The following is a 25,919-nucleotide window of genomic DNA, read 5'->3' on the forward strand; positions in this document are numbered from 1 at the left end:
ATGGTTGATTCTTCTTATATGTGTGCTTCTAGTGCTTTTGTTCCTAGAGTTTCTTATTCCAGGTCGATTGATTTAAAAGATTCTTTGTTGGATTTGGTTAAAGTCCAAAAGGGGTCATATAATTCCTTTACTCCTAATAATGAGAGTAATGAAAGACTTGAAGCTATCTTTCATACAATTTTTCCAATATCTGATCCTTTGCATAGGGCTACTATCGAATTTTTGAATTGTAGGGTAGATGATCTTAAGTATAGTGAATCTGAATGTATAAAACGTGGTATAACTTTTTCTGCTCAGGTTATTGCTTCTATACGTCTTGTTATTATGCAGGATGGTGTTTCTCTTGAAAAATATCAAGAGATTAAAGAAGATGATGATCATTCTAAGCTTGCAACTGTTATAAAATCTGCTGAAGAGCAGGAGGTTCGCTTTTGTGAACTGCCTATGATGACTGATAAAGGTACTTTCATCATCAATGGCGTAGAGAAAGTTATCGTTTCACAAATGCATAGATCTCCTGGAGTGTTTTTTGATAGTGATAGGGGAAAAACTTACAATTCTGGCAAATTGATCTATTCTGCTAGAGTTATTCCTTATAGAGGTTCTTGGCTTGATATTGAGTTTGATGTTAAAGATCATTTGTATTTTCGTATTGATAGAAAGAGAAAGTTGCCAATATCAGTTTTATTAAAGGCTTTGGGCTTATCAAATAATGACATACTTAATAAATTTTATGAAAAAATAGAGTATATAAAACATAAAAGTGGCTGGAGAGTACCTTTTTCCCCTGATAAATTCAAGGGAGTGAGGCTTCCTTTTGATTTAAAGAATGTTGAAGGCAATGTGTTACTTAAAGCCAATGTTCGTATTACTTCAAAATTAGCTAAAAATCTATATGATAACGGATTGAAAGAGTATCTAATTCCTTATGATTCTATATGTGGTTTATTTCTTGCAGAAGATTTAATAGATAGTGCTAGTTCTACAAAAGTCTTATCTGCTGGTGAATCTATAAAATTAGAGGATATAAAAAAGCTTGAATTATTATCTATAGATAAAATATCAGTGTTGAACATAGATAATGTTTCTGTTGGACCTTACATATTAAACACACTTTTCTTAGATGAAAACATGTCTTATGAGAACGCTCTATATGAAATATATAAGGTTTTGCGTCCTGGTGAAGTTCCTGTTTTAAAGATAGTAGAGGAGTTTTTTCGTAATCTTTTCTTCAGTTCGGAATATTATGATTTGTCTAACATTGGTAGATTAAAACTTAACTCTTGCCTTGGGTTAAATTATGAGGAAAATTTAACTACTTTAACACATGAAGACATTATTGAAATTATAAGAAAAATAGTATTGTTACGTGATGGTCAAGGATCTGTAGATGATATTGATCATTTAGCAAATAGAAGAGTCCGTTCAGTTGGAGAGTTTATAGAAAATCAATTTAGAACTGGATTATTAAAATTGGGACGGGCAGTAGTTGATTCTATGTCTACTTCTAGTTTAGATAAAGTCTCTCCATCTGATTTTATAAATCCAAAAGTGTTAACCAATGTCTTAAGAGATTTTTTCAACTCTTCCCAATTATCTCAATTTATGGATCAGACTAATCCATTATCTGAAATAACACATAAAAGAAGGTTGTCAGCGTTAGGTCCTGGTGGTTTAACAAGAGAGAGGGCGGGATTTGAAGTGCGTGATGTTCATCCAACTCATTACGGAAGAATTTGCCCTATTGAAACTCCTGAGGGGCAGAATATAGGCTTAATTAATAGCTTAGCTATATACGCTCGTATTAATAAATATGGGTTCATTGAAAGTCCTTATAGGAAAGTAGTTAATAAGGTTGTTACTGATCAAATTGAGTATCTGTCTGCTATAGATGAAGGTTTATATTATATAGCCGATACCAGCGCAAAGCTTGATGAGAACAACTGCTTTGTTGATGATATGTTATACTGTAGGTATGCTGGTACCTTTGTAATGGTAAATAGTAATCAAGTAAGTTACATTGATTTATCTCCTAAGCAGGTAATATCGGTTGCTGCTTCTTTAATTCCATTTTTAGAAAATGATGATGCTAATAGAGCGTTAATGGGTTCAAATATGCAGCGTCAAGCTGTACCTTTATTGAAGCCTACTGCTCCTTTGGTTGCTACTGGCATGGAATCTTTCGTAGCTTCTGGCTCTGGTGCTGTAGTTTTAGCAAAACGTGGTGGCATAGTTGACAGCTCAGATAGTAACTCTATAGTTATACGTGCTTTTGACAAAGGAGGAATTAACTACTTGGATGTAGATATTTATCATCTAAGAAAATTTCAGCGTTCTAACCATAATACTTGTATTAACCAGAAACCACTGGTGCATGTAGGTGATTGTGTTAAGGAAGGTGATGTGATAGCTGATGGTCCTGCTATTAATAACGGTGAATTGGCACTTGGCCAAAACTTGCTAGTCGCTTTTATGTCTTGGCAAGGTTATAATTTTGAAGACTCAATCATTATTTCTAGTGAAGTTGTTAAAAAAGATCTATTTACTTCTATTCATATAGAAGAATTTGAATGTGTTGTACATGACACTCCTTTAGGGTCGGAAAAAATAACTCGTGCCATACCCGGTGTTAATGAAGAAAATCTTTATCACTTGGATGATAGTGGTATAGTAAAGGTTGGTACAAGAGTTGGTCCAGGTTATATTTTGGTGGGGAAAGTTACACCTAAGCATTCTCTTTCATTGCCTCCTGAGACAAAATTGTTAATGACAATTTTTGGTGAAAAGTCATTTGATTGTGTGGATTCCTCTTTATATACATCTCCAGATATTGAAGGGATAGTGATTGATGTGCAGGTCTTTACACGCAGAGGGGAAGAAGAAAACGAAAGGGCGTTTCTTATTAAACAAAAAGAGGCAAACGACTTTGAGAAAGAACGAGACCATATAATCAATGTTATTAATCAATATTTCTATGATGAATTAAGAAAAATTCTTATTAATTCTGGCTCTCAAGATCGAGAAAGTATTAATTTTATTGAACGTGAGGGATGGTGGGATATAGGATTGAAAAACCAATCTATTTCTAAGCAAGTTGAGAGCTTAAAAAAAGATTTTGATGAAAAAGTATCACATGCGATAGCAAACTTTAAGCGAAAAGTAGAAAAATTGCATGAAGGCTATGATCTGCCTCAAGGTGTGTCGATGTCAGTAAAAGTTTTTATTGCTGTAAAACATAGTTTGCAGCCAGGGGATAAAATGGCTGGTAGACATGGAAATAAAGGTGTGATTTCTCGAGTTGTTCCAGTAGAAGATATGCCTTATTTAGAAGATGGTACTCCTATTGATATTATTCTTAACCCTCTTGGCGTTCCTTCGCGAATGAATGTAGGTCAAATATTGGAAACGCATGTAGGTTGGGCTTGTAAAAAATTAGGAGAAAAAGTAGGCAATATTCTTGATGAGATCAATAAAATCAAACGTGCTTTTTGTGAGGCAATTAGATCTCTCAGTGATGATGATTTTGAAAAATTTGCAGCATTATATCTTGATAATAAAAAATTTGAGGATATTAATGATGATGAAATAACGGCTTCTATTTTAGATACGCCTAATAAGGATGAATTAAATAATGAATTGACTACATTAGTAGAGAATTATTTCAACTCTTGTAAAGATGCACACAGTAGTTTACGTCACTTCCTGATTGAGGTTTATAGTTGTGGCAGTAATTTATCTATTTGTAATAACATTCGCGATATTAATGATAATCACCTCATTGAATTTGCGTATAAGTTGCGTGATGGCATTCCTGTTACTGCACCTGTATTTGAAGGTCCAAAAGATGAACAAATAGTAAAGCTATTTGAACTTGCTGGATTGGATAACTCTGGGCAAGTTGTATTATATGATGGTTGCTCGGGTGAGAAGTTTGATCGCAAAGTTACAGTTGGTTACATGTACATGCTTAAGTTGCATCACTTAGTAGATGGTAAAATTCATGCGCGTTCAGTAGGACCTTATAGCTTAGTTACTCAACAACCTCTTGGAGGAAAGTCTCATTTTGGTGGTCAGCGTTTTGGTGAAATGGAATGTTGGGCATTGCAAGCCTATGGTGCTGCTTACACTTTGCAGGAAATGTTAACTGTGAAGTCTGATGATATTAATGGCAGGGTTAAGATTTATGAATCGGTAATAAAAGGTGACAGTAACTTTGAATGTGGAATTCCTGAATCCTTTAATGTCATGATAAAAGAGTTGCGTTCCTTGTGTTTTAATGTGGATTTGAAGCAAAATGACATAGTAATTGAAGATATATCTCATACTAACATCGCGCAATCTTTTAATGAGGTTAGCATTTCCATTGCTAGCCCTGAAAGTATTAAACGTATGTCTTATGGAGAGATAACAGATGTTTCAACTGCAAACTACCGTACATTCAAAGTTGAGAAAGGTGGATTATTTTGTCCTAAAATTTTTGGTCCTGTCAATGATGATGAATGTTTATGTGGAAAGTACAAAAAAAGAAGACATAGGGGCCGTATATGCGAAAAATGTGGAGTAGAAGTTACATCTTCTAAAGTAAGAAGAGAAAGAATGGGTCATATAGAGCTTGCATCTCCTGTTGCTCATATATGGTTTTTGAAGTCACTTCCTTCAAGAATTGGAGCATTATTAGATATGTCTCTTAGAGATATCGAAAGTATTTTGTATAGTGATAATTATGTTGTAATAGATCCTCTTGTTTCCTCTTTTGAAAAAGGTGAAATTATTAGTGAGAAAGCTTATAATGAAGCTAAAGATAGCTATGGGGTCGATAGCTTTATAGCTATGCAAGGTGTTGAAGCTATAAGAGAATTGCTAATACGCCTTGATTTACATGAAATTAGGAAGAATTTAAGACAGGAGTTAGAGTCTGTTGCTTCTGAAATGAGAAGAAAGAAAATTATAAAGAGATTACGTATTGTTGAAAATTTTATCAAGTCTGGAAACAGACCTGAGTGGATGATACTTACAGCTATACCTATTTTACCACCTGACTTGCGTCCCTTGGTATCGCTTGAAAGTGGTCGACCTGCAGTTTCTGATTTAAATCATCATTATAGAACTATTATTAATCGAAATAATAGATTGAGAAAATTGTTAAGTTTAAATCCTCCTGAGATTATGATTCGTAATGAGAAAAGAATGTTACAAGAGGCAGTTGATTCTCTTTTTGATAATAGTCGTCGTAATGCTCTGGTAAATAAAGCTGGCGCTACTGGATATAAAAAGTCTATTAGCGATATGCTGAAAGGAAAGCAAGGTCGTTTCCGTCAGAATCTTTTAGGAAAAAGGGTAGATTATTCTGGACGTTCTGTAATAGTTGTTGGTCCAACTTTGAAACTAAATCAGTGTGGATTACCGAAAAGAATGGCTCTTGAGCTATTCAAGCCTTTTGTTTACTCAAGGCTTAAAATATATGGAATGGCTCCAACTATTAAATTTGCTAGTAAGTTAATAAGAGCAGAAAAGCCAGAAGTTTGGGATATGCTTGAAGAAGTAATAAAAGAGCATCCTGTTTTGCTAAATAGAGCGCCTACGCTACATAGGCTTGGTATTCAGGCTTTTGAGCCAGTCCTTATTGAAGGTAAAGCAATACAGCTTCATCCACTTGTTTGTACAGCATTTAACGCTGACTTTGATGGTGATCAAATGGCAGTACATGTGCCAATTTCATTGGAAGCTCAACTTGAAGCTAGAGTGTTGATGATGTCAATTAATAACGTTTTAAGTCCTTCTAATGGAAGACCGATTATAGTTCCTAGTAAAGATATAGTGCTTGGTATATACTACCTAACTTTACAGCAACTTAAGAAGGATGATTTACCACTTTTTTGTGCTTTTTGTGAAGTTGAGCATTCCTTAAACAACGGTACTCTGCATATTCATTCTCATATAAAGTACAAAATGGAACACATCAATAGCGATGGAAACATTCAGTATAAAACTATTTGTACAACTCCTGGACGTTTAATATTATGGCAGATTTTTCCTAAACATGAGAATCTAAGCTTCGATTTAATAAATCAGGTATTAACAGTTAAGGAAATAACTAGTATTGTTGATTTAGTATATCGTAGCTGCGGTCAAAGTGCTACAGTGGTATTTTCTGATAAATTGATGACACTTGGCTTTGAGTATGCTACATTTTCTGGTACTTCTTTTAGTCGTTGCGATATGGTCATACCTGAAACTAAAGCTACACACGTTGATTATACAAGGGGTGAAATTAAGAAATTTTCTGCACAGTATCAAGACGGACTAATCACTAAAAGTGAGAGGTATAATAAAGTTATAGATGAGTGGTCTAAGTGCACAGATATAATAGCGAATGATATGTTAAAAGCGATATCTCTGTATGATGAAAATAGTAAGTACAATTCAATATATATGATGGTTAGCTCCGGTGCAAGAGGTTCTACTTCCCAGATGAAGCAGTTAGCAGGAATGCGAGGGTTAATGACCAAACCTTCTGGTGAAATTATAGAAACACCTATAATTTCTAATTTTCGCGAAGGATTAAATGTATTTGAATACTTTAATTCTACTCACGGTGCGCGTAAAGGTTTAGCTGATACTGCACTTAAAACTGCAAACTCTGGATACTTAACTCGTCGCTTGGTTGATGTATCTCAAAATTGCATAGTTACAAAACATGACTGTAAAACGAAAAATGGCCTTATTGTAAGAGCTATAGTTGAAGGTAGTACTATAGTTGCATCTCTAGAGAGTGTTGTACTGGGTAGAACAGCTGCAAATGATATATATAACCCAGTAACCAAAGAGTTATTATTAAAAGCAGGGGAACTAATTGATGAAGGTAAAGTAAAGCAAATCAACATTGCAGGTCTTGATGTTATAAAAATTAGATCGCCTTTAACTTGTGAAATAAGTCCTGGTGTGTGTTCTTTGTGTTATGGAAGAGACCTTGCAACTGGTAAAATTGTTTCAATAGGTGAAGCAGTTGGTGTTATCGCTGCTCAATCTGTTGGAGAGCCAGGTACTCAGTTAACGATGCGTACTTTCCATATAGGTGGGGTAATGACTAGAGGTGTTGAATCCTCAAATATTATAGCTTCTATTAATGCTAGAATAAAATTAAACAATAGTAATATAATTATAGATAAAAACGGAAATAAAATTGTGATAAGCCGTTCCTGTGAAGTCGTTTTAATTGATAGCCTTGGTAGTGAAAAATTGAAGCACAGTGTGCCTTATGGTGCTAAACTTTATGTAAATGAGGGTGAGTTAGTAAAAATTGGTGATAAAGTTGCAGAATGGGATCCGTATACACTACCTATTATTACGGAAAAGAGTGGTACAATATCTTACCAGGATTTAAAAGATGGAATTTCAATCACTGAAGTGATGGATGAATCTACAGGGATATCAAATAGAGTAGTAAAAGATTGGAAATTGTACTCTGGTGTAGCTAATTTACGTCCTCGTATTGCACTGCTTGATGATAATGAAAAAGTAATAACACTTTCAAGTGGTGTGGAAGCATGTTACTTTATACCAGTTGGTGCAGTGCTTAATGTACAGGATGGCCAAAAGGTTCATGCAGGTGATGTTATCACAAGAACGCCGAGAGAGTCAGTTAGAACTCGTGATATTACTGGTGGCTTGCCTAAGGTTATAGAATTATTTGAAGCACGTCGTCCTAAAGAGCATGCTATCGTTAGTGAAATAGATGGCTATGTAATGTTCTCTGAAAAAGACCGTAGAGGAAAACGCAGTATAGTAATTAAACCTGTAGATAAGCAAGCTTCTCCAGTTGAGTATTTAGTATCAAGAAGTAAGCATGTAATAGTTAATGAAGGTGATTTTGTGCGTAAAGGTGATTTATTGATGGATGGCGATCCTGATCTTCATGATATTCTACGTGTGCTTGGGTTAGAAGCGTTAGCATACTATATGATTTCTGAAATACAGCAAGTTTATAGATTGCAAGGTGTGCGCATAGATAACAAGCATTTAGAAGTGATCTTAAAGCAAATGCTACAAAAAGTAGAAATTACCGATCCTGGTGATACTATGTACTTAATTGGAGAAAATATTGACAGGCTGGAAATTGATAGAGAAAATGATGCTATGAATAACTCTGGAAAACGACCTGCTCATTATCTTCCTATTCTGCAGGGAATTACTAGAGCAAGCCTTGAAACTAATTCCTTTATTTCTGCTGCCTCTTTCCAAGAAACAACAAAAGTACTTACGGAAGCAGCATTTTGCGGAAAGAGTGATCCTTTGAGTGGGTTAAAAGAAAATGTTATAGTAGGAAGGTTAATTCCTGCTGGTACGGGTCTGATTATGAATAAGGTGAAAGCACTTTCGCTTTGTGAAAATATAGATAAATATGAAAAATATTTTGATATTGAGACTTATGACGAAAAATTGCTGAGTGATAATAGTTATCAATTACATTCTGATGAAGAAGAGAGTGTGGTGGCATCGCACTATGATCAGTCAAATTGAATATATCTAATGAGGTAGTATGTTTAATCTGTTTTTAACTAAAAAAATCGATTATATTTTCTTTCACCTCTGTGCTGTCTATTATGTTATTTACTCTTACACGAAATTCAGATGAGTTTTGAAGCCCGCTACTGTACCATCCTATATGTTTGCGGGCCATCTTTATTCCTGTATCGCTTCCATAGTACTCAAGAATACTGTCATAATGCTTGAGTATTATGCTTAATCTCTCTGAGGCTGTTGGCTCAGAAACTTTATTTCCACTCAAAAAGTTTATTGCTTGATTAATCAGCCAAGGTTTGCCGTAAGTACCACGACCTATCATTACTCCATCTGCCCCAGATTCTTTAAGTGCACTTTGAACATCATTCAAACTCTTAATATCTCCATTTACTATAACTGGAATTTTTACCTGCTCTTTAACATTTCTAACGAATTTCCAATCTGCTTGACCATTATAAAGCTGTGCCCTTGTCCTTCCATGTACAGTAATCATCTTTGCTCCCAAATCTTCTGCAATTTTTGCCAAGCGCGGAGCATTACGATTTTCGTCATTCCATCCAGTACGCATTTTTACTGTAACTGGCACACTCACTGCCTTGACTACAGCTTCTATTATCTCAGCAGCCTTTTTTTCATCACGCATAAGTGCTGACCCTGCGTAACCGTTTACAACTTTTTTAACTGGACAACCAAAATTTATATCTATGATTTTTGCACCCATGCCCTCATTTAACTTTGCAGCTTCCGCCATAACATCAGGCTCACAACCAGCAAGTTGTACAGCGGTTAGTTCATCGACTTTTGCTTTTTGCATGCTCTGGCGAGTTTGCATGATCATAGCTCTGCTTGCAATCATTTCTGAGACTAGCAAACTTGCACCAAGTTTCTTTACAATACTCCTAAATGGATAGTCAGTCACTCCAGACATTGGCGCTAAAATAACTGGAGAATCAATCGTCAAACTTCCTATTTGTAGGGACATAGGCTTTCTAGTCGCTAGAAAATGCATTTTTAACACTATTACAAGCTGCTATTATAACATCTTGCACAAATGAATTTGCTTTCTCTATAAGAGAAGGCTCTACCTCTACCACCTCGCACCTCTCATAATGACCAGGTGTTAAGTATATCGTTTCTTGTTTTTTATCACCCCACAACTCGTCATTTAATTTATAACTCTCACGATTAAATATCTGATTTAGTTGATCATCATTTATCATTTGTAGATTTGGCTCAAACTTTTTTTGCTCCTCGCTGTTGTTATCTTTATAGTAAACATTAATTTCAATATTAGCTAAAGAAGCTAATATACTAATTTCTTCAATAAAAATAAAATAACTTTGACTTTTTATTGCTTCAAGATAAGCTTGATAGAGTTCAGGTTTGTTAAGGAATGATTGTGTAATAAATTCACTATTATACTGGGTATTGTATTCATTTTCACCAAGGCCATAAAGAGCTTCTGCATATTCTTTTAAATTATGTATAGCTTGATCGCGTGATATATTAAGTTTACTAACAGCTTTACTCACTAACTTTTCTACATTATCTTCAGCATTTTTAATTTCCTTATTCATTTGTTCAACCAACTTCCTTATTTTATCAGACTTACCAGTTAAATCGCCTGGCTTATTTAAAAACATATTAAAAACCTTTTCTAGCTGCTCCTTTAAAGGAGTTGGCATACTTGAATCACCTAAAGATTTAAATTGACTTAAAAATTTGTTCCATTCCATTCTCATATCTTGTGCTCTTTCAGCCTTATATTGACCGGAGCTGCTATCACCAAACACTGCATGAAAAAAGCAGTTTCCATCACCTGTAGTATTATATCGAACAATTTTTGTTTGTTTAGGTTGCTCACTTTCTATTGAGCCCATACTCACACCACTATCTGTAGATGGAGAATAGGAATTTCTACGTACCCTCTGATCCGAATCATTTGTTTGTCTTGATATAGTATCTAGTCCACTATCCAGTGATTTACTTCTTGTGAATTTTTGCTCTTTTGGACTCTTTTCTTCCTTTACAGTTCCTTTTTCATCAACATAACCTTTTACCAAGTAAAATAAAGGTTCAATAACCATCTTGTATGTCGCTGCAAGCACTATTCCCATTAAGATCCAAGCTATAGGGTTGGAGATGAGCATAGCAAGTGGTAAGGTTAAGAGGAAAGATCCCATTATTAATCCCAAACAGCCAATGGTAAATGTAGTCGCCAAATATATACAAAAAGCGTAGACAGCAAATCTTCCACTAGCCTTAAGTTTAGTGAAGTGAGTACTCTCTTTAGATTTATTGTATCTTTCTATGATGGCTAACATATTATATTTTACGTTTATCAATTCTAGCAAATTATGAAGGTAAAATCAATATTAGCATTTATATGTAAAAATATTGAGCATTCAAAGCTTTTGAAGTAGAGTAATGATGTTAGTAATAGCACAACATATGCATGATATAGAACATATACGCAAAAACCCTAAAGGATTTGAAAAAGCAATAAAAAGCAGAGGGGTGAAAGAATTTACTACAGAAGAAATATTAGAGATTGACCATAAAAAAAGATCACTGACTACTAAATTGCAAGCTTTAAATAAGCAACGAAACGAGGTCACGGAAGAAATAAAGAGGCTTAAAATGAACAAAAGCCCATGTGAAGAACAAGTAAAGTTATCAAAAAGCATCACAAGTGAGATAGAGACAATCAGCCTCAAGGAGCAAACAGAAAAAAATAAGTTAGTGGATATTTTATCTAACTTACCAAATATTTCTGCACAAAATGTACCAACAGGTGAAGATGAGAGCTCCAACGTAGAAATCAGAAAATATGGAAAGAGAAGAAAATTTGATTTTACACCAAAATTTCATTATGAACTCGGAGAAAGGTTAGGCTTGATGGATTTTGAACAAGCAGCAAAAATTTCTGGATCAAGGTTTACAATACTAAAAGGACAGTTAGCTAAGCTTGGACGAGCATTAATAAATTTTATGCTGGAAACACATGTTAATGAATTTGCCTATACTGAGGTGTATCACCCAGCCCTGGTGAAAAACGAGGCGATGTATAACGTTGGTCAGCTACCAAAATTTTCTGATGACTCATATTTAACTACCGATAAATTAAGATTAATTCCCACAAGTGAAGTAGTTTTAACAAATTTAGTTGCTGACAAAATAATAGAAGAAAAAGAACTGCCTATTCGTTTTACTGCATATTCAGAATGTTTTCGTAAAGAAGCTGGCAGTGCAGGACGAGATACAAGAGGTATGATAAGGCAACACCAATTTGGTAAAGTGGAGTTGGTAAGCATCACAACTGAAGACCAGTCAAAAGACGAGCTTGAACGTATGACTAGTGTTGCCGAAGAGATATTAAAAAAACTAGAATTACCGTACAGAGTAATGCTACTTTGCAGTGGCGATATGGGTTTTGCTGCACAAAAGACTTATGACATAGAGGTATGGTTACCTGAGCAAAATAAATATAGAGAAATATCAAGCTGCTCAAATTGCGGTACGTTCCAGGCAAGAAGAATGAACACTAAATACTTCTTAGAAAATGACAGAAAAACAAAAAAATACGTTCACACTTTAAACGGCTCAGCTTTAGCCATAGGAAGAACAATTGTTGCCATAATGGAGAATTATCAAAATTCCGATGGGTCAGTTACAATACCAAACGTGTTGCAAAGATACATGAGTAATGATACTGTTATAAGCAAACAATAATTTTGACATATAGAAAAGCGAGGAAATAAAGATGAAGGTTCTGGTTATAGGTTCTGGTGGGCGTGAGCATGCTTTACTTTGGGCTTTAAAGAAGTCTCCTACCTTGACTAAGTTATATGTTACTCCTGGTCGCCCGGCCATGGAAAATTTTGGAGTTCTTGTGAATATAAATATTCAAGATTCAGTGGATGTTACACAATTTTGCAAGAAAGAAAATATAGAGCTAGTGATTATTGGTCCAGAGCAGCCGATAATTAATGGGCTTGCTGATGATTTAACTGCGGAGGGGATAAACGTTTTTGCTCCAAGTCAAGCAGCTGCAAAACTTGAGGCATCAAAGTCTTTTACGAAGGAACTATGTAAACAATATGGTATACCGACCGCCAAGTATGAACGTTTTATTGATGAAAGGTTAGCTAAAAATTTTGTCCGTAGTAATAAAATAAAATTGCCGCTTGTAATTAAAGCAAATGGAATTGCAGCAGGGAAAGGTGTCATAATATGCCACACAGAAAATGAGGCTTTTTCAGCAATAGATTCAATGCTAGTGGAGAAAAATCTTGGTGAGTCAGGTGAAGAAATAATCATAGAAGAGTTTTTAATTGGAGAGGAAGTAAGTTTTTTTGCTCTTATTGATGGGTTGAAGGTAGTAACCCTTGGGTGTGCAAAAGATTACAAGAGAGTTAGTGAAAATAATGAGGGACAAAATACTGGAGGCATGGGGTCATACTCATCACCTTCGATTATAAGTAAGGAGATGGAGCAAAAAATTATCCAAAAAATAATATATCCTACAATTCAAGCACTGACTAACATGGGAACATCCTATAAAGGAGTACTCTTTGCTGGTTTAATGATTTGCAAAGATAGTCCAAAGCTTCTTGAGTATAATGTTAGGTTTGGGGATCCGGAAATACAATCTATGTTACCTAGACTTGATCCAAATTGTGATTTGCTAAAGTTGATGTTATCAGTTGCAGAAGGCAAGTTAAATACAAAAATGGTGGAGTTTAATCACAAAACTACAGTTTGTGTAGTCGTTGCAAGTAAAGGCTATCCTGGTGATTATCAAAAAGGAGAGGTAATTAAAGGATTGGATAAAATTGAAAACATTCCTGGAGTGCTAGTATTTCATGCTGGTACTAAGCTAGATGAAAATGGTAATTGGATTTCCGATGGCGGAAGGGTACTAAATATAGTAGGAGAAGGAAACACTGTGGAAGAAGCTAAAAGTAAAGTGTACTCAGCATTAAATTTTCTAGAATGGTCAGGTGGGTTCTTCAGGTATGATATTGGTAGTTAATTTAGCTCATGCAGAAACGAAAAAAGTCACTTTGCAAGCAGTAAACTAAAGAAAAACATGATGTCTGTTCAGATTCATGTGAAACCAGTGCTTCTTTTCTTGTCATGAAAGTAGCTGACACTGGGATCCAGGTTGATGAAAGCACACTAGCATAGAAAGTGGTTACAACGTTTTCGATGAGATTATATGGAAAACTGGATTCCAGTGTCAAGCACTGGAATGACACCATCTATTATGCAAATTACCTGCTAATTTGCAATGTTCGTACAGATGTGGATCACGCGCTGGAATAACACCCTTGGTGGTAACAACTAAAGAAAAATATCAACTAGGTTTATAGTCTATTACTACTGTTTTTGCAATTTTGTCATAAAACGTTTGTTTGCGTTGATCAAATATTGCAAACATTAAAACTAAAGTTAGTATAATAAAAAGGCATCCAGAAACATAGCCAGGCAAAAGATAAGACAGAAAACTATAAATAACCCAAATGCCTTCCCTAAAAATGTATCTTATTGTTGATTGCATTAGAGTAACGTTTTTAAATGTATTTGCATCTTTTATACGTACACTGCACAGTAATCTTCCTGGGGTGCAACCGTACTTTGTTATTGTTAATATATTAAATATTATATATGTTATAAGCAGTGTTGCCATAAGAATTGTCATGTTTTTATCCACATTATCTAGATCAAAAAGGAGTGAAACGAATGCTATTATCATCCATAAAACACCGTCGACCACACATGCTAAAACTCGCCTAAACATCCCTGCATAACTTATTTTAGTATCCATACACTTTCCATATTTTGCAATGCTATAACCAGTATAAAAGTTCATTATTAAATAACCGTAAATATGCTATTTTAGCAACATTGACCCACTTTATTATTTGAATTAACATTAAATCATTTACAGTTAAGGAAGTTATGTCAACATCAGTCACAGTTGCGTATGGTGATGGTATCGGACCAGAAATTATGGAAGCGGTGCTGTCGATATTGCGTGAAGCGAAAGCAGAGATCTCAATAGATATTATTGAAATAGGGGAGCGTGTTTATAGTAAGGAATGGTCTCATGGAATTTCTCCGAGTGGTTGGGAATCTATCGAAAGGACAAAGATATTACTCAAATCTCCAACAACAACCCCTCAAGGTAAAGGGCACAAAAGCTTAAACGTTGCACTCAGAAAGAACTTAGGGCTGTATGCAAACATTAGACCATGCATTTCGTATCACCCTGTTATAGAAAATAAATTCGATAAATTTGATGTTGTTGTAATACGTGAAAATGAAGAAGACGTTTATACGGGAATAGAGCATAGGCTCACTGGTGACTCGTACCAATGCACTAAAATTATTACTAGATCTGGCTCAGAAAAAATATGCAGGTATGCTTTTGAATATGCGAAAAAACATAACAGAAAGAAAGTAACTTGCCTGACTAAAGACAACATAATGAAAATGACTGACGGCGCTTTTCATGCAGCGTTTGATCGTATTGCAAAAGAATATCCGGATATAAAGGCGGAACATTATATAGTTGATATTGGAATGGCACGTGTTGCCACAGAACCCGAGAATTTCGATGTTATAGTAACTGAAAATCTATATGGCGACATATTATCAGACATAGTAGCACAAACCTCAGGTTCTGTAGGGCTTGCAGGAAGTAGCAATATAGGTAATGAATATGCAATGTTTGAAGCGGTTCACGGCTCTGCTCCTGATATTGCAGGAAAAAATATAGCTAATCCTTCTGGTCTTTTAAATGCCGCAGTACATATGTTGGTCTATATTGGTCAAGTGAGTACTGCAAAACTAATCTACGATGCATGGCTCAAGACTTTGGAAGATGGAGTACATACCGCTGATTTATATAAGAAGAAAAGGAGTAAGCAGAAAGTTGGTACCAAAGAATTTGCAAAAGCTGTTATAGATAATCTAGGGAAAAAACCCACAACGTTATCTGAGCTTATAATTAGCAGTGATTCGGATAGTAAAATAAATAAAGTACAAGACAATTACGAACAAGATTACAAAGTTAAAAAGCTAGTGGGTAGTGATATAACGCTTGCTTGGGACAAATCCAACAATTTTGATCAAATAGTTAGGTTATTTGAATCGAGTAATCTGAAAATGATAGCAATATACTCAAAAGGACTTGCAATTTGGCCAGGAGGCTCAAAGTCTTCAAGTGACCAAATAATCTGCAGGTTTATTGCAAATAATGAAATTACAAATAGTGATGTGAATAACTTGCTAATCAAATTTGAGGAACACAATTTTGATGTGGTGAGAATGGATAAGTTGTATTTGTATGATGGGAAAGAGGGTTTCTTCTCTTAGTGGTTGCTTGATATTTTTATGCTTGTGTGAAACATTAAATATATTATACTAATAGCATCGTGTATTTATGTGAGGTGTAGTAATGAGTCAACATTTTAAGTTAACTGGTCAGGAGTTTTATGATAGTAATGGTCTGTTTAACGTACTAGAGATAAAAGCTGAACAAATTGTAGGTAAAGATTATCAAGCTCTTAGCAAGTTTCTGAAAAAACAATATAATAAATTGATACTTGTAAACCATTCTGACAAAGGTGGAAACAAAAATAGATTTGATCAGATTTATAAAGCTTATCAAGAGCTAAAAAAGTACATTAAACCTTTGGAGTCAGGAAATCCTTGTGTTAAAGTCAGCGTTGATGCTGAAAGTAATGGACGTTTAACGGCAAGAGAGTTTCACTATAGGAGAAAGTTGTTTAACGAGCTAAAAATCAGTGAGGAAGAAGCTGTAGGTAAAGATTTTGATGGGTTGATTGCTATACTAAAAAGAAATGATTGTTCGTTTGGAGAAGACCTAAAAAGCTATAATGAACTTCAGGCTCAAATAGAGAGGATTTTGCTAAATCCAAATTTAGATAATTTTCAGAGGAGTGTACAAAGTGCAAAGTTAATGCAAGAGTTATATCAATATATAGCAAAGCCAAGCATACAATTATTCAATTATATTACTCCTCTAAAAGAAAAGAGAAGCCTAATTGAAGAAGATAAAAAGACATTAGCATTGAAATTTATAGAGCGCAAAAATGCTCTAATGTTAGTACCAAAAATAAGTTTTCTGCCTTTAGCTATATTAACTACAATTACTATAGGTTGCTATTTTTCATGGTGGATCATAGCACTTAATATCATTATTAATAACGCCTCTCGTTTATTAGTAGGTCATTATATGAAAAAGTATGCCAATTCAGAAATTTCTACTGATGAATTCATAAGTAAGATGAGCTATATCGAGCTAAGCAGTAAACTTCTTATCAACTATCCTTTAGCTGCTTTTTCTGTTTATTTAGTTACAATAAATTTCATTGCTAATGGATTAACTGTTGGTGGAGCTGTACTTGGTCCACTATTGTTATTGGCAGTATTAATTGAAATGTTAGCTCCTGTTTTCTCAAAAGGCTGTGAAATATATGCTGACAAGCACACAAAAGATTTACTAGAAGAGGATCCAAGAGATAGAGTGCAAAAGGAGACTGATCTGTTAGGACGGTATGATCCACGAAGGCTATTAATGCCGATAATTATGCCTCTTGTTAGAAAGTGTTTTGCAGAAGTGGCAAGCAAATTTGCTGAGAGGAATTTTGATGAGGTAAAAACTGATATGTCTGATGTTAATACTGAAGGACTATCTAATCCTCAAGCAATTGAATTTGCACAGCAAACAGTATAGTATAAGCTTTTAGCTCTATGCATGGACTCAAAAAAAGTAGAATTAATATTTGAAAAATTTCAACAGTCAAATCCTGCGCCAAAAATAGAGCTAAATTATACCAATCATTTTACGTTATTAGTTGCAATAGTTCTGTCAGCGCGGACGACCGATATAAGTGTTAATAAAATTACAAAGGAGCTATTTAGTATCGCTGATACGCCAGAAAAGATGTTGAATCTTGGGCAAAGTGAGCTGAGAAAATGCATAAGCAGTATTGGTTTATATAATTCCAAAGCAAAAAATATAATCGGGCTCAGCAAAATATTGATTGAGAGGTACAATAGCAAAGTGCCTACTAATTTCGATGATTTGGTATCTTTACCAGGGGTTGGGAGAAAGAGCGCTAATGTGTTCTTAAATTCAGGGCTTGGTATTCCAACATTGGCAGTTGATACTCACGTTTTTAGAGTGAGCAATAGAGTTGGGCTTGTGAAAGAAAAAGATGTACTTAAAACAGAGCAGTCTCTTTTGAATGTAGTGCCAAAAAAATACCTACTTTATGCTCATCATTGGCTAGTTTTACACGGTAGATACATTTGCAAGGCACAAAAACCTTTGTGTGAAGCGTGCACAATTCATGATTTATGTGAGTTTGAATGCAAGAGGTATAAAGTCTAGCACAACACTTCGATATTTCTTACTTTTATCATCCAAGTAGCTGATCTCTATGATGGTGTCAACCGAGTAGCTTACACTGGGATGGCTTTGTTGCATCGCTTATCGGATAGTGGGTAAAGCATAAAAAATTCATGAAACTACCTAAAACTTAGCCATGCCAATATCAGTAAATTTATTGAGTAAGTAACATTTTATTAGCAACTCTTTTTCTCGATTTACTTCAGATCTATTTCTAAAACTAAACCCAAATATTTGCTTTAATCTTGAAAAAAATCCTTCAATATATGACCTTTTTCCATAAACTGCTTCCTTCTTCCACTCTTTCACACCGTCTTTACCACATAATCTAATGGCAGCATTCCTTTCAGCCATATAATCCAATTTTGTATGCTCCGCTGCACGATTTTTCGGTAAAATTTTGTCTTTATATCATATTTTTTGCACAATTTATAAAGCTTGATAGGCTCTGTCTGCATATAATGCTTTTATAGCATGCTGAAAGCTGAGCAAGTCGCAAGCACCATAATGGTCGGAGTAGGCACCATTGCTATATTGTGCAGCTATAGCTTTTTTACTATTTATACTCAATATTACGTGTAGCTTTCTTACCTGTTTATAACTGCGATACTTCGCTATTTTCCTTACTGTGACCAGGTGTATTATCTGATACTTGTACTGTCTATGGCAATTTCAATATCTTCCATATTGTTTTTATCAACTCTGCAATCATTGATCTTAATATTGAAACCTTCTTGAAGCCTGCGAATAGCTAATGACTGCTAACTACTTGCTGCAAATATCCTTTTATAAACCCTACCGTTTGTCTTAAGCCAATTCTAAAGAGACTAGCGACTATATGCACTAAAATCACAACTTTATTACTATAAATATAATTTCCACCTCGCATTTTGGGGCTATTTTCGTACCAATTTTCTATTGCCTCATTAATAAAATGAAAAATATTTCCTCTTTCTTGCAGAAATCTGTTATATCCATGGCAGTTACTGACTCTCATTTTTTGTGACATATTTTTCTTTCGTAGGTTAAATGCCTGTTTTATAGTGAATTTCGTCAGTAACTTCCAGTTCTTTTTATCTGAGCTATGCAACAAAGCCCACTGGAATCCAGTCTTTCTTACCAACAAAAACTTAGAATAACTTTTGTTCTTAAAAAATTTCTAGATTCCAGACTCATGTTTCAATGTTAAACAAGGTACAATAGAATTGAGTAGGGTAATTTCTAGGGAATTATTATATTCTAGAAAAAGTAAAATGTCATCCAGATAGGCTAATGTACAAGGTAAGCTGAATGTCTATAAGGAAAAACAGCAAGGCATTTTAGGATTTGCTATAAATCGCATCAGGAGCTCAAGAGTACAGCTTACAATTACAGATAGGTATAGTTGAGTTTAAAGTAACTACATAAATTTACTACAATTTTCATACCTATAAGCTGCTATGCAACAAAGCCCTGTGTGGGTATAATTTTGACAGGATACAAAGCTTAATGGAGAAAGTTACGAACATCAGTGAAAAACATGGCAATTTTATTCTCATTTGCAGCTGCTATCACGTCTTGATCTTTCAATGAGCCACCTGGCTGAATTATAGCTGTAATTCCATGCTTTGCACTTTCTACTATACTATCTGGAAATGGAAAAAATGCATCTGAAGCAAGCGCTGCGCCTTTACATTTTTCACCTGCTTTTTTTACTGCAATATTCACACTATCTATTCTGCTTGTTTGTCCTGCACCGATGCCAATAGCACAACCGTCTTTTGCTATCACTATTGCATTGGATTTTACATGTTTACATATTTTCCAAGCAAAAATAAGATCTTCCTTCTCTTTTTTTGTTGTAGTGCATTCTGTCACTCGGTTTATTTCTTCTACTTTTACTGTATGGTTATTATTTTCTTGCACTAAGAACCCGCCAACAACATTTTTGATTTGATATTTTGCATTTTGCTGAAGAGATTGATGAATAATCACTCTTAAATTTTTCTTTTTTTGTAAAATTTTTAGTGCCTCATTGTTTACCGATGGTGCTATCATCACTTCCAAAAATATCTCGTTTAATTTCTCTGCTAGCTTTAAATCTATCTCCCGATTGAAAGCAACTATTCCACCAAAACTGCTTATTTCATCACATGATAGAGCTTTTTCATATGCTTTTAAAGCACTATCACTAACAGCAGCGCCACATGGATTATTGTGCTTTATTATCACTGCTGCAGGTTCTTGAAACTCAGAAATTATGTTAAGTGCAGACTCTATGTCGACTATATTATTATAGCTCAACTCTTTTCCATGTATTTTCTCCAGTGGATACTTGCTAAATTGATTGCTATAAAATGCAGCTTTTTGATGAGGATTTTCACCATATCTGAGTCCTTGTGCTTTACATCCATATAAAGTAAAAAACTCTGGTAACTCATTGCTTTTACCCTGTGATAAAAACCAATTGTAAATATTAGAATCATACTGTGCAGTCAGAGCAAATGCTTTAGTTGCTAGATGTTTTCTATATTCTAATGTTGTCTGATTGTTATTTTTGATCATCTCAGCTTTCAGTGTTTCGTAATCTTGAATGCTAGAAATCACTGAAGTGAAATGAAAGTTTTTTGCTGTAGCTCTAATTAATGCTACTCCACCTATATCTATTTGTTCTATGATTTGCTTCTCACTTGAGTTGCTATTAACCGTTTTCCAAAATGGATATAAGTTAGTTATAAGCAGATCTATCGGCTTAATTTCTAGATTCTGCATTTCCTTTTCGTGCCTTTTTCGATCACAGAGTATTCCTCCATGAATTTTAGGATGTAAAGTTTTCACTCTGCCATCTAGTATTTCTGGAAATTGTGTGTAATCTGAAACTTCTTGCGTTTTTATTCCCGCACCTGATAGCACTTTATAAGTATTCCCTGTTGAGAGAATTTCTATTTGTTGCTGCATCAAAAACGATGCAAGTTCAATTATATTTGTCTTATCGTATACTGATATTAAAGCTCTTTTAATTTTCATATGGAAGGTTTCTTAAGATTATATCTAAGAAAAGAAAATTTGTCTATATATAGCTACTACGTCATACCACTGCGGTATCTCGTTGTAGATTCCGCTAACAAGCACATAGCTGTACGAACATTGTGATACAAGAGATCAAGAAAGATGTCATCCTAGTCCCCAGACACTGGGATGGCTTTGTTGCACCACTCAAGGAAAGAACAGGCAGTTACTGATGGAATTTGTTATAAAATAGATATTTAGCCGACAAAGGAAAAATATGCCAATAAGAATGAAAGTCAGTAACTGCAATGAATATAACAAATTTCTTCAAGAAAGGGGAAATGTTTTTCATTATATCAACGATGCCATTGAAAATTGGTACGAAAATAGTCCAAAAGTAGCAGGTGGCAACAATGTCTACAGCGACAAAGTAGTGATTCTAATTCACATAATAACCTATCTATTCAGGATTGGTCTTAGAGCCTGTTCATAATCTTTTCAGGAGTAAAGCAGTAAAGGCTAGAACAACCATTTGCAGGCTAGTATTGAGTTTCCGCTCGCAATTTTTCCACAATCGCCTACATTTTTCCAACCAAGCAAAAGATCTCTCAACAACCCATCTTTTCGGCAATACAGCAAAGGTGTGTAATTCGCTGCGCTTTATCACTTCAACAGTTGCTCCAATAATATCTTTTATTTGAGTTGCAAATTTTTCTCCCGTATAACCCGCATCAACCAGTATATTTTGGACTTCAGAGAGGTTTTCTCTTGCATTTTCGATCATTTTTACAGCACTGCTACGGTCAGTTATTTCTGCTGTTGTGATATAAATTGCGTGTGGTAAACCTTCAGTATCAACTGCAATATGGCGTTTTATTCCTGAAATCTTTTTACCAGCGTCGTAGCCCTTATTTTGAGCAGTATCTGCATTTTTTACGCTCTGAGCATCAATTATACAGAAACTGGTTTTCTCTTTCTGACCATTGTTTTGTCGGACCACGCCAACTAATTTTTTTTAACACACATTCCAAAGTACTTTTTTTGTCTTCGCTTGGTTTTTCACTCCATTTTTTAAAGTAGTCGTAACAACTTCTCCATCTTGGGAATTCTTGTGGCAACATTCTCCACTGGCAGCCACTTTTTAAGACATACAATACTGCACAGAATACTTCATATAAATCAAGCTTTCTTGGCTTTGTCTTTCTTCTGCAGGACTCTAGATCTGGTAGAATAATCTTGAATTTTTCTCGACTTATGTCGCTTGGGTATAAACTTCTCATATATCCTAATCTATATTCACTATCTCTTAATTTATCCTTTTCTTGAGATCATGTACAGGTTCTTAGGCAAACAGTGGGATTTATAGAGAAATATCTTGAGCAAATAGGGAAAATTTTGCAAATTATCAGCTATTCGCAGGCTTCAAGAAGGTTTAAAAAGCTTAATATCAAAATCAACGACTGCAGAGTTGATAAGAACGATATGGAAGATATTGAAATTGCTATAGATAGTACAGGTATCAGCATCTACAATAATATTCCAGGCCATAGTAAGGCAAATGGTACAGATAGAAAGTATCGCCGCTATGAGCAAACAAGAAAGCTACATGTAATGCTAGAGATAGGTAGTAAAAAAGTTATAGCTGCAAAATACAGTAGTGGAGTTTATTCCGACCACTATGGAGCCTGTGATCTTATTGAAAGAGTGGATACCAAGTATAACATAAGCACGATATATGCAGATAGATCGAAAGAAGTTATACAAACTGTGCGATGAGCTTGACATAAAGACAAGGATTCCTCCGCAAAATAATGCAGTAGAGCATCCAAAGTTGGATTATATGAATGAGAGAAATTCTACAATCAAGCTCATAAAGTCATATGATGAAGATGGTATGAAGAGGTGGAAAAAAGAGATAAATTATTGGAAGAGATCTTATATAGAAAGTTTTTTCTCGCGACTGAAGCAAATATTTGGATTTAGTTTTAGGAATAAATCTGAGATTAATCGTGAGAAGGAACTGCTACTCAAGTGTTATTTGCTTAACAAATTTACTGAAATAGGCATGGCTAAGTTTGATATAGCTTCATGAATTTATTATACATTACCCACTATCCGAAGAGCTGTGCAACAAAGCCATCCCAGCTCGGATAACAAGAAAAGAAGCACTGGTTTCACATAGATCTGAACAGATATAATTTCTTAAACATTTATAGCTCACATAAAACCCGGTCTGACTGTCATAAAGGCTACTCATTGCAGCAGACAACTTTCGCACTACTTCAAATTCTAATTTTCAACTTAAAGAGGTACGTAATGTCAAATAACTTCAATTTCAAAGAATTTTTTCACCATCACGAAGCAAATAGCACTTTAGATGATATACAAAGGTACTGCATACTGTGGCAATCAGTGATATCACAGGCAATGATTGATGCAGCAAGTAACTGTAAAAAAACAGAAAGCTTGGTAGAGAAACGTAAAGCAATTTCCTGGCTATCAGACTTCAGTCAAGATTTTGTTGAAACATGTATACTGGCTGATTGCGATCCATTATACGTAAAAAACAAAATACAGCCAATTCTAAAAAAGATAAAGCCCTTTTAATGAGGTTTACCCCTCTCACCAAGAAAAATATCATTTAATCTTTTTTCTATAGCTTCATCTATATCTTGGATTAATAGCTGCTTTATCATATTCACTTTCCGTTCTGCCTCTTGAAGATTATTGTTACCGTAACTGTTCTTATTACTATAACCATAACTACTGCCATTTGGTTTATTACTCATTTTTCTTCTTGTGCTGAGTATCTGAACTATCTTCTCCTTGAAAAAAGACTTCCAGCCTGTGCCAGAAAATAATTTGTAGAGAAAATGCGGAGTAAGAAACGCTACTAATATTCTAATAGAAACTCCATAACCCAAATCATCTCTATTTTCATAATACCATTTTAAATATTGATACAAATGGTAAAATGCATTTTTGAAAGAGCTAAACTCTACAGCATACCAAAAGCCACTGGTGAGAAACATGAGCATAATGCTCGATGTATAAAGATACAGAGTGAAAAGAAATAGCTTGACAACTATATCTTTCAAGCTGCCCAGTATATAATTAAATAACCTTAATTTATAAAAAAGTGATATCATTTCACGCACACTTTAATAAAGCTGGGGTGGAAGGATTCGAACCTTCGCGTGGCGGTATCAAAAACCGCTGCCTTACCACTTGGCTACACCCCAATATTGTTTATATCAATAACATTATTAACCCAATTAGTAAAAGATTTATTCGCTTTTCCTATGGGTATTATCACAACGGCTGGTTGATCATAAGAATGCATTGCCTCGATTTTTTCTACAATCTTATCAGTCTGATCATTCCTGCTCTTCATAATTGCCACTATTTCACAATTACTATTAATTTTACCTTCCCATAAATACAGAGAATTTACTTCGGGAAATATATTTACACATGCAATTAACTTCTCGTTTAACAATTCTTCAGAAATAGTCTTAGCCTCTTTCAGGTTTGAAAAAGTTATATAGACTAAAACTAAGTTGCTCATTAATCGCTACATAAATGCATTTTTACTATACTCTACTTAGATTTATTCATCAAGAGAAAATAGGAGAGACCTCTTCAGTGCTTGACACATAGAAATTGAAGATGTCATTTAGTAGCTCTCCCCTTGTCATCCCAGTAGTTCTCCTCTTGTCATGCAAGTAGCTATCCAGCCTTTCTTACCAACAAAAACTTAGCATAACTTTTGTTCTCAAAAAATTTCTGGATTCCAGTGGGCTTTGTTGCACAGCTCTTCGGATAGTGGGTAATGTATAATAAATTCATGAAGCTATATCAAACTTAGCCATGCCTATTTCAGTAAATTTGTTAAGCAAATAACACTTGAGTAGCAGTTCCTTCTCACGATTAATCTCAGATTTATTCCTAAAACTAAATCCAAATATTTGCTTCAGTCGCGAGAAAAAACTTTCTATATAAGATCTCTTCCAATAATTTATCTCTTTTTTCCACCTCTTCATACCATCTTCATCATATGACTTTATGAGCTTGATTGTAGAATTTCTCTCATTCATATAATCCAACTTTGGATGCTCTACTGCATTATTTTGCGGAGGAATCCTTGTCTTTATGTCAAGCTCATCGCACAGTTTGTATAACTTCTTTCGATCTATCTGCATATATCGTGCTTATGTTATACTTGGTATCCACTCTTTCAATAAGATCACAGGCTCCATAGTGGTCGGAATAAACTCCACTACTGTATTTTGCAGCTATAACTTTTTTACTACCTATCTCTAGCATTACATGTAGCTTTCTTGTTTGCTCATAGCGGCGATACTTTCTATCTGTACCATTTGCCTTACTATGGCCTGGAATATTATTGTAGATGCTGATACCTGTACTATCTATAGCAATTTCAATATCTTCCATATCGTTCTTATCAACTCTGCAGTCGTTGATTTTGATATTAAGCTTTTTAAACCTTCTTGAAGCCTGCGAATAGCTGATAATTTGCAAAATTTTCCCTATTTGCTCAAGATATTTCTCTATAAATCCCACTGTTTGCCTAAGACCAATCCTGAATAGATAGGTTATTATGTGAATTAGAATCACTACTTTGTCGCTGTAGACATTGTTGCCACCTGCTACTTTTGGACTATTTTCGTACCAATTTTCAATGGCATCGTTGATATAATGAAAAACATTTCCCCTTTCTTGAAGAAATTTGTTATATTCATTGCAGTTACTGACTTTCATTCTTATTGGCATATTTTTCCTTTGTCGGCTAAATATCTATTTTATAACAAATTCCATCAGTAACTGCCTGTTCTTTCCTTGAGTGGTGCAACAAAGCCATTCCAGTGTCAAGCACTGATCTTCAATCTCCCTACATCTCTGCGTCACGCACTGAAATGACACCCTGAAGCTTTAGCTATAA

14 protein-coding genes, 1 tRNA gene and 5 pseudogenes are annotated in these 25,919 nt (G+C 34.7%); 10 read left to right on the forward strand and 10 right to left on the reverse strand.

All coding sequences use genetic code 11. The features are described 5' to 3' along the window. The gene (locus tag MJ631_RS00005) at positions 1–8,520 is read left to right on the forward strand and encodes a DNA-directed RNA polymerase subunit beta/beta' (RefSeq protein WP_262986370.1); all 8,520 of its coding nucleotides are present in this window, start codon (positions 1–3) and stop codon (positions 8,518–8,520) included. Between the two features lie 34 nt (positions 8,521–8,554). On the opposite strand, the gene dusB is transcribed toward MJ631_RS00005, so the two are convergent. After that, positions 8,555–9,505, reverse strand: a complete 951-nt coding sequence (gene dusB / locus MJ631_RS00010) for a tRNA dihydrouridine synthase DusB (RefSeq protein ID WP_012481856.1) — start codon at positions 9,503–9,505, stop codon at positions 8,555–8,557. 7 nt (positions 9,506–9,512) lie between these two features. Beyond that, entirely contained in the window at positions 9,513–10,847 is a 1,335-nt protein-coding gene (locus MJ631_RS00015) for a hypothetical protein (protein WP_026097231.1), read from the reverse strand. Between the two features lie 127 nt (positions 10,848–10,974). On the opposite strand from MJ631_RS00015, the gene serS reads away from it, so the two are divergent. The 3 genes and pseudogenes from serS to MJ631_RS08185 form a co-directional block, all read left to right on the forward strand. Next, the gene (serS, locus tag MJ631_RS00020; RefSeq protein WP_214303454.1) at positions 10,975–12,255 is read left to right on the forward strand and encodes a serine--tRNA ligase; all 1,281 of its coding nucleotides are present in this window, start codon (positions 10,975–10,977) and stop codon (positions 12,253–12,255) included. Positions 12,256–12,286: 31 nt separating this feature from the next. Continuing rightward, positions 12,287–13,558: a phosphoribosylamine--glycine ligase gene (gene purD, locus MJ631_RS00025; protein WP_214303267.1), complete on the forward strand. Its 1,272-nt coding sequence runs from the start codon at positions 12,287–12,289 to the stop codon at positions 13,556–13,558. A gap of 183 nt (positions 13,559–13,741) precedes the next feature. Continuing rightward, positions 13,742–13,853, forward strand: a pseudogene (locus MJ631_RS08185) (WPE palindromic element domain-containing protein); the annotation flags it as partial. 29 nt (positions 13,854–13,882) lie between these two features. Here MJ631_RS08185 and MJ631_RS00030 read toward each other — a convergent pair. Continuing rightward, positions 13,883–14,353, reverse strand: coding sequence for an RDD family protein (locus MJ631_RS00030; RefSeq protein ID WP_214303268.1), 471 nt, complete (start codon positions 14,351–14,353; stop codon positions 13,883–13,885). Between the two features lie 134 nt (positions 14,354–14,487). On the opposite strand from MJ631_RS00030, the gene icd reads away from it, so the two are divergent. From icd to nth, 3 genes are all read left to right on the forward strand, one after another. Continuing rightward, complete coding sequence (gene icd / locus MJ631_RS00035) at positions 14,488–15,906, forward strand: isocitrate dehydrogenase (protein ID WP_214303269.1); 1,419 nt, start codon at positions 14,488–14,490, stop codon at positions 15,904–15,906. 82 nt (positions 15,907–15,988) lie between these two features. After that, positions 15,989–17,290, forward strand: coding sequence for a hypothetical protein (locus tag MJ631_RS00040; protein ID WP_262986372.1), 1,302 nt, complete (start codon positions 15,989–15,991; stop codon positions 17,288–17,290). Between the two features lie 21 nt (positions 17,291–17,311). Next, positions 17,312–17,950 carry an endonuclease III gene (gene nth, locus MJ631_RS00045; RefSeq protein ID WP_007301977.1) on the forward strand — a complete coding sequence of 213 codons (639 nt, stop codon included), beginning with the start codon at positions 17,312–17,314 and terminating at the stop codon, positions 17,948–17,950. A gap of 141 nt (positions 17,951–18,091) precedes the next feature. Here the strand turns inward: nth and MJ631_RS08190 are convergent. Continuing rightward, a pseudogene (locus MJ631_RS08190) lies at positions 18,092–18,977 on the reverse strand (IS5 family transposase). A gap of 476 nt (positions 18,978–19,453) precedes the next feature. After that, positions 19,454–20,974 carry a bifunctional phosphoribosylaminoimidazolecarboxamide formyltransferase/IMP cyclohydrolase gene (purH, locus tag MJ631_RS00060; RefSeq protein WP_007301976.1) on the reverse strand — a complete coding sequence of 507 codons (1,521 nt, stop codon included), beginning with the start codon at positions 20,972–20,974 and terminating at the stop codon, positions 19,454–19,456. Positions 20,975–21,233: 259 nt separating this feature from the next. On the opposite strand from purH, the pseudogene MJ631_RS00065 reads away from it, so the two are divergent. After that, a pseudogene (locus MJ631_RS00065) lies at positions 21,234–21,437 on the forward strand (IS5 family transposase); the annotation flags it as partial. 6 nt (positions 21,438–21,443) lie between these two features. On the opposite strand, the gene MJ631_RS00070 reads toward MJ631_RS00065, so the two are convergent. Further along, positions 21,444–22,236 (reverse strand): IS5 family transposase gene (locus MJ631_RS00070; RefSeq protein WP_395460333.1). Its coding sequence is split into 2 segments (ribosomal slippage): positions 21,444–21,971 and positions 21,973–22,236, totalling 792 coding nucleotides; the frame shifts between segments, so codons are not numbered across the junction. Positions 22,237–22,297: 61 nt separating this feature from the next. Here MJ631_RS00070 and MJ631_RS08195 point away from each other — a divergent pair. Together MJ631_RS08195 and MJ631_RS00085 are read left to right on the forward strand one after the other, a co-directional pair. Next, positions 22,298–23,048 (forward strand): annotated as a pseudogene (locus tag MJ631_RS08195) (transposase); the annotation flags it as partial. Positions 23,049–23,272: 224 nt separating this feature from the next. After that, entirely contained in the window at positions 23,273–23,563 is a 291-nt protein-coding gene (locus tag MJ631_RS00085; RefSeq protein ID WP_007301973.1) for a hypothetical protein, read from the forward strand. On the opposite strand, the gene MJ631_RS00090 is transcribed toward MJ631_RS00085, so the two are convergent. The 4 genes and pseudogenes from MJ631_RS00090 to MJ631_RS00110 form a co-directional block, all read right to left on the reverse strand. Next, positions 23,560–23,988: a hypothetical protein gene (locus tag MJ631_RS00090; protein ID WP_227738357.1), complete on the reverse strand. Its 429-nt coding sequence runs from the start codon at positions 23,986–23,988 to the stop codon at positions 23,560–23,562. The genes MJ631_RS00085 and MJ631_RS00090 overlap by 4 nt on opposite strands. Before the next feature lie 138 nt (positions 23,989–24,126). Beyond that, positions 24,127–24,198: transfer RNA gene (locus MJ631_RS00095), tRNA-Gln, on the reverse strand. Then, positions 24,189–24,524: a divalent-cation tolerance protein CutA gene (cutA, locus tag MJ631_RS00100; protein ID WP_082241857.1), complete on the reverse strand. Its 336-nt coding sequence runs from the start codon at positions 24,522–24,524 to the stop codon at positions 24,189–24,191. The genes MJ631_RS00095 and cutA overlap by 10 nt, the downstream gene beginning before the upstream one ends. A gap of 277 nt (positions 24,525–24,801) precedes the next feature. Beyond that, a pseudogene (locus MJ631_RS00110) lies at positions 24,802–25,750 on the reverse strand (IS5 family transposase). Between the last annotated feature and the right edge of the window lie 169 nt (positions 25,751–25,919).

Origin of the sequence: Wolbachia endosymbiont of Oryzaephilus surinamensis, from assembly GCF_025617515.1 — a bacterium.
In the GTDB taxonomy this organism is placed as follows: Bacteria; Pseudomonadota; Alphaproteobacteria; order Rickettsiales; family Anaplasmataceae; genus Wolbachia.

Coding starts and splice junctions, on each gene's coding strand:
- purD (WP_214303267.1), top strand. CDS start 12,287: ATGAAGGTTCTGGTTATAGGTTCTGGTGGGCGTGAGCATGCTTTACTT.
- MJ631_RS00005 (WP_262986370.1), top strand. CDS start 1: ATGGTTGATTCTTCTTATATGTGTGCTTCTAGTGCTTTTGTTCCTAGA.
- nth (WP_007301977.1), top strand. CDS start 17,312: ATGGACTCAAAAAAAGTAGAATTAATATTTGAAAAATTTCAACAGTCA.
- MJ631_RS00040 (WP_262986372.1), top strand. CDS start 15,989: ATGAGTCAACATTTTAAGTTAACTGGTCAGGAGTTTTATGATAGTAAT.
- purH (WP_007301976.1), bottom strand. CDS start 20,974: ATGAAAATTAAAAGAGCTTTAATATCAGTATACGATAAGACAAATATA.
- dusB (WP_012481856.1), bottom strand. CDS start 9,505: ATGTCCCTACAAATAGGAAGTTTGACGATTGATTCTCCAGTTATTTTA.
- icd (WP_214303269.1), top strand. CDS start 14,488: ATGTCAACATCAGTCACAGTTGCGTATGGTGATGGTATCGGACCAGAA.
- serS (WP_214303454.1), top strand. CDS start 10,975: ATGCATGATATAGAACATATACGCAAAAACCCTAAAGGATTTGAAAAA.
- MJ631_RS00090 (WP_227738357.1), bottom strand. CDS start 23,988: ATGTTTCTCACCAGTGGCTTTTGGTATGCTGTAGAGTTTAGCTCTTTC.
- MJ631_RS00085 (WP_007301973.1), top strand. CDS start 23,273: ATGTCAAATAACTTCAATTTCAAAGAATTTTTTCACCATCACGAAGCA.
- cutA (WP_082241857.1), bottom strand. CDS start 24,524: ATGAGCAACTTAGTTTTAGTCTATATAACTTTTTCAAACCTGAAAGAG.
- MJ631_RS00030 (WP_214303268.1), bottom strand. CDS start 14,353: ATGGATACTAAAATAAGTTATGCAGGGATGTTTAGGCGAGTTTTAGCA.
- MJ631_RS00015 (WP_026097231.1), bottom strand. CDS start 10,847: ATGTTAGCCATCATAGAAAGATACAATAAATCTAAAGAGAGTACTCAC.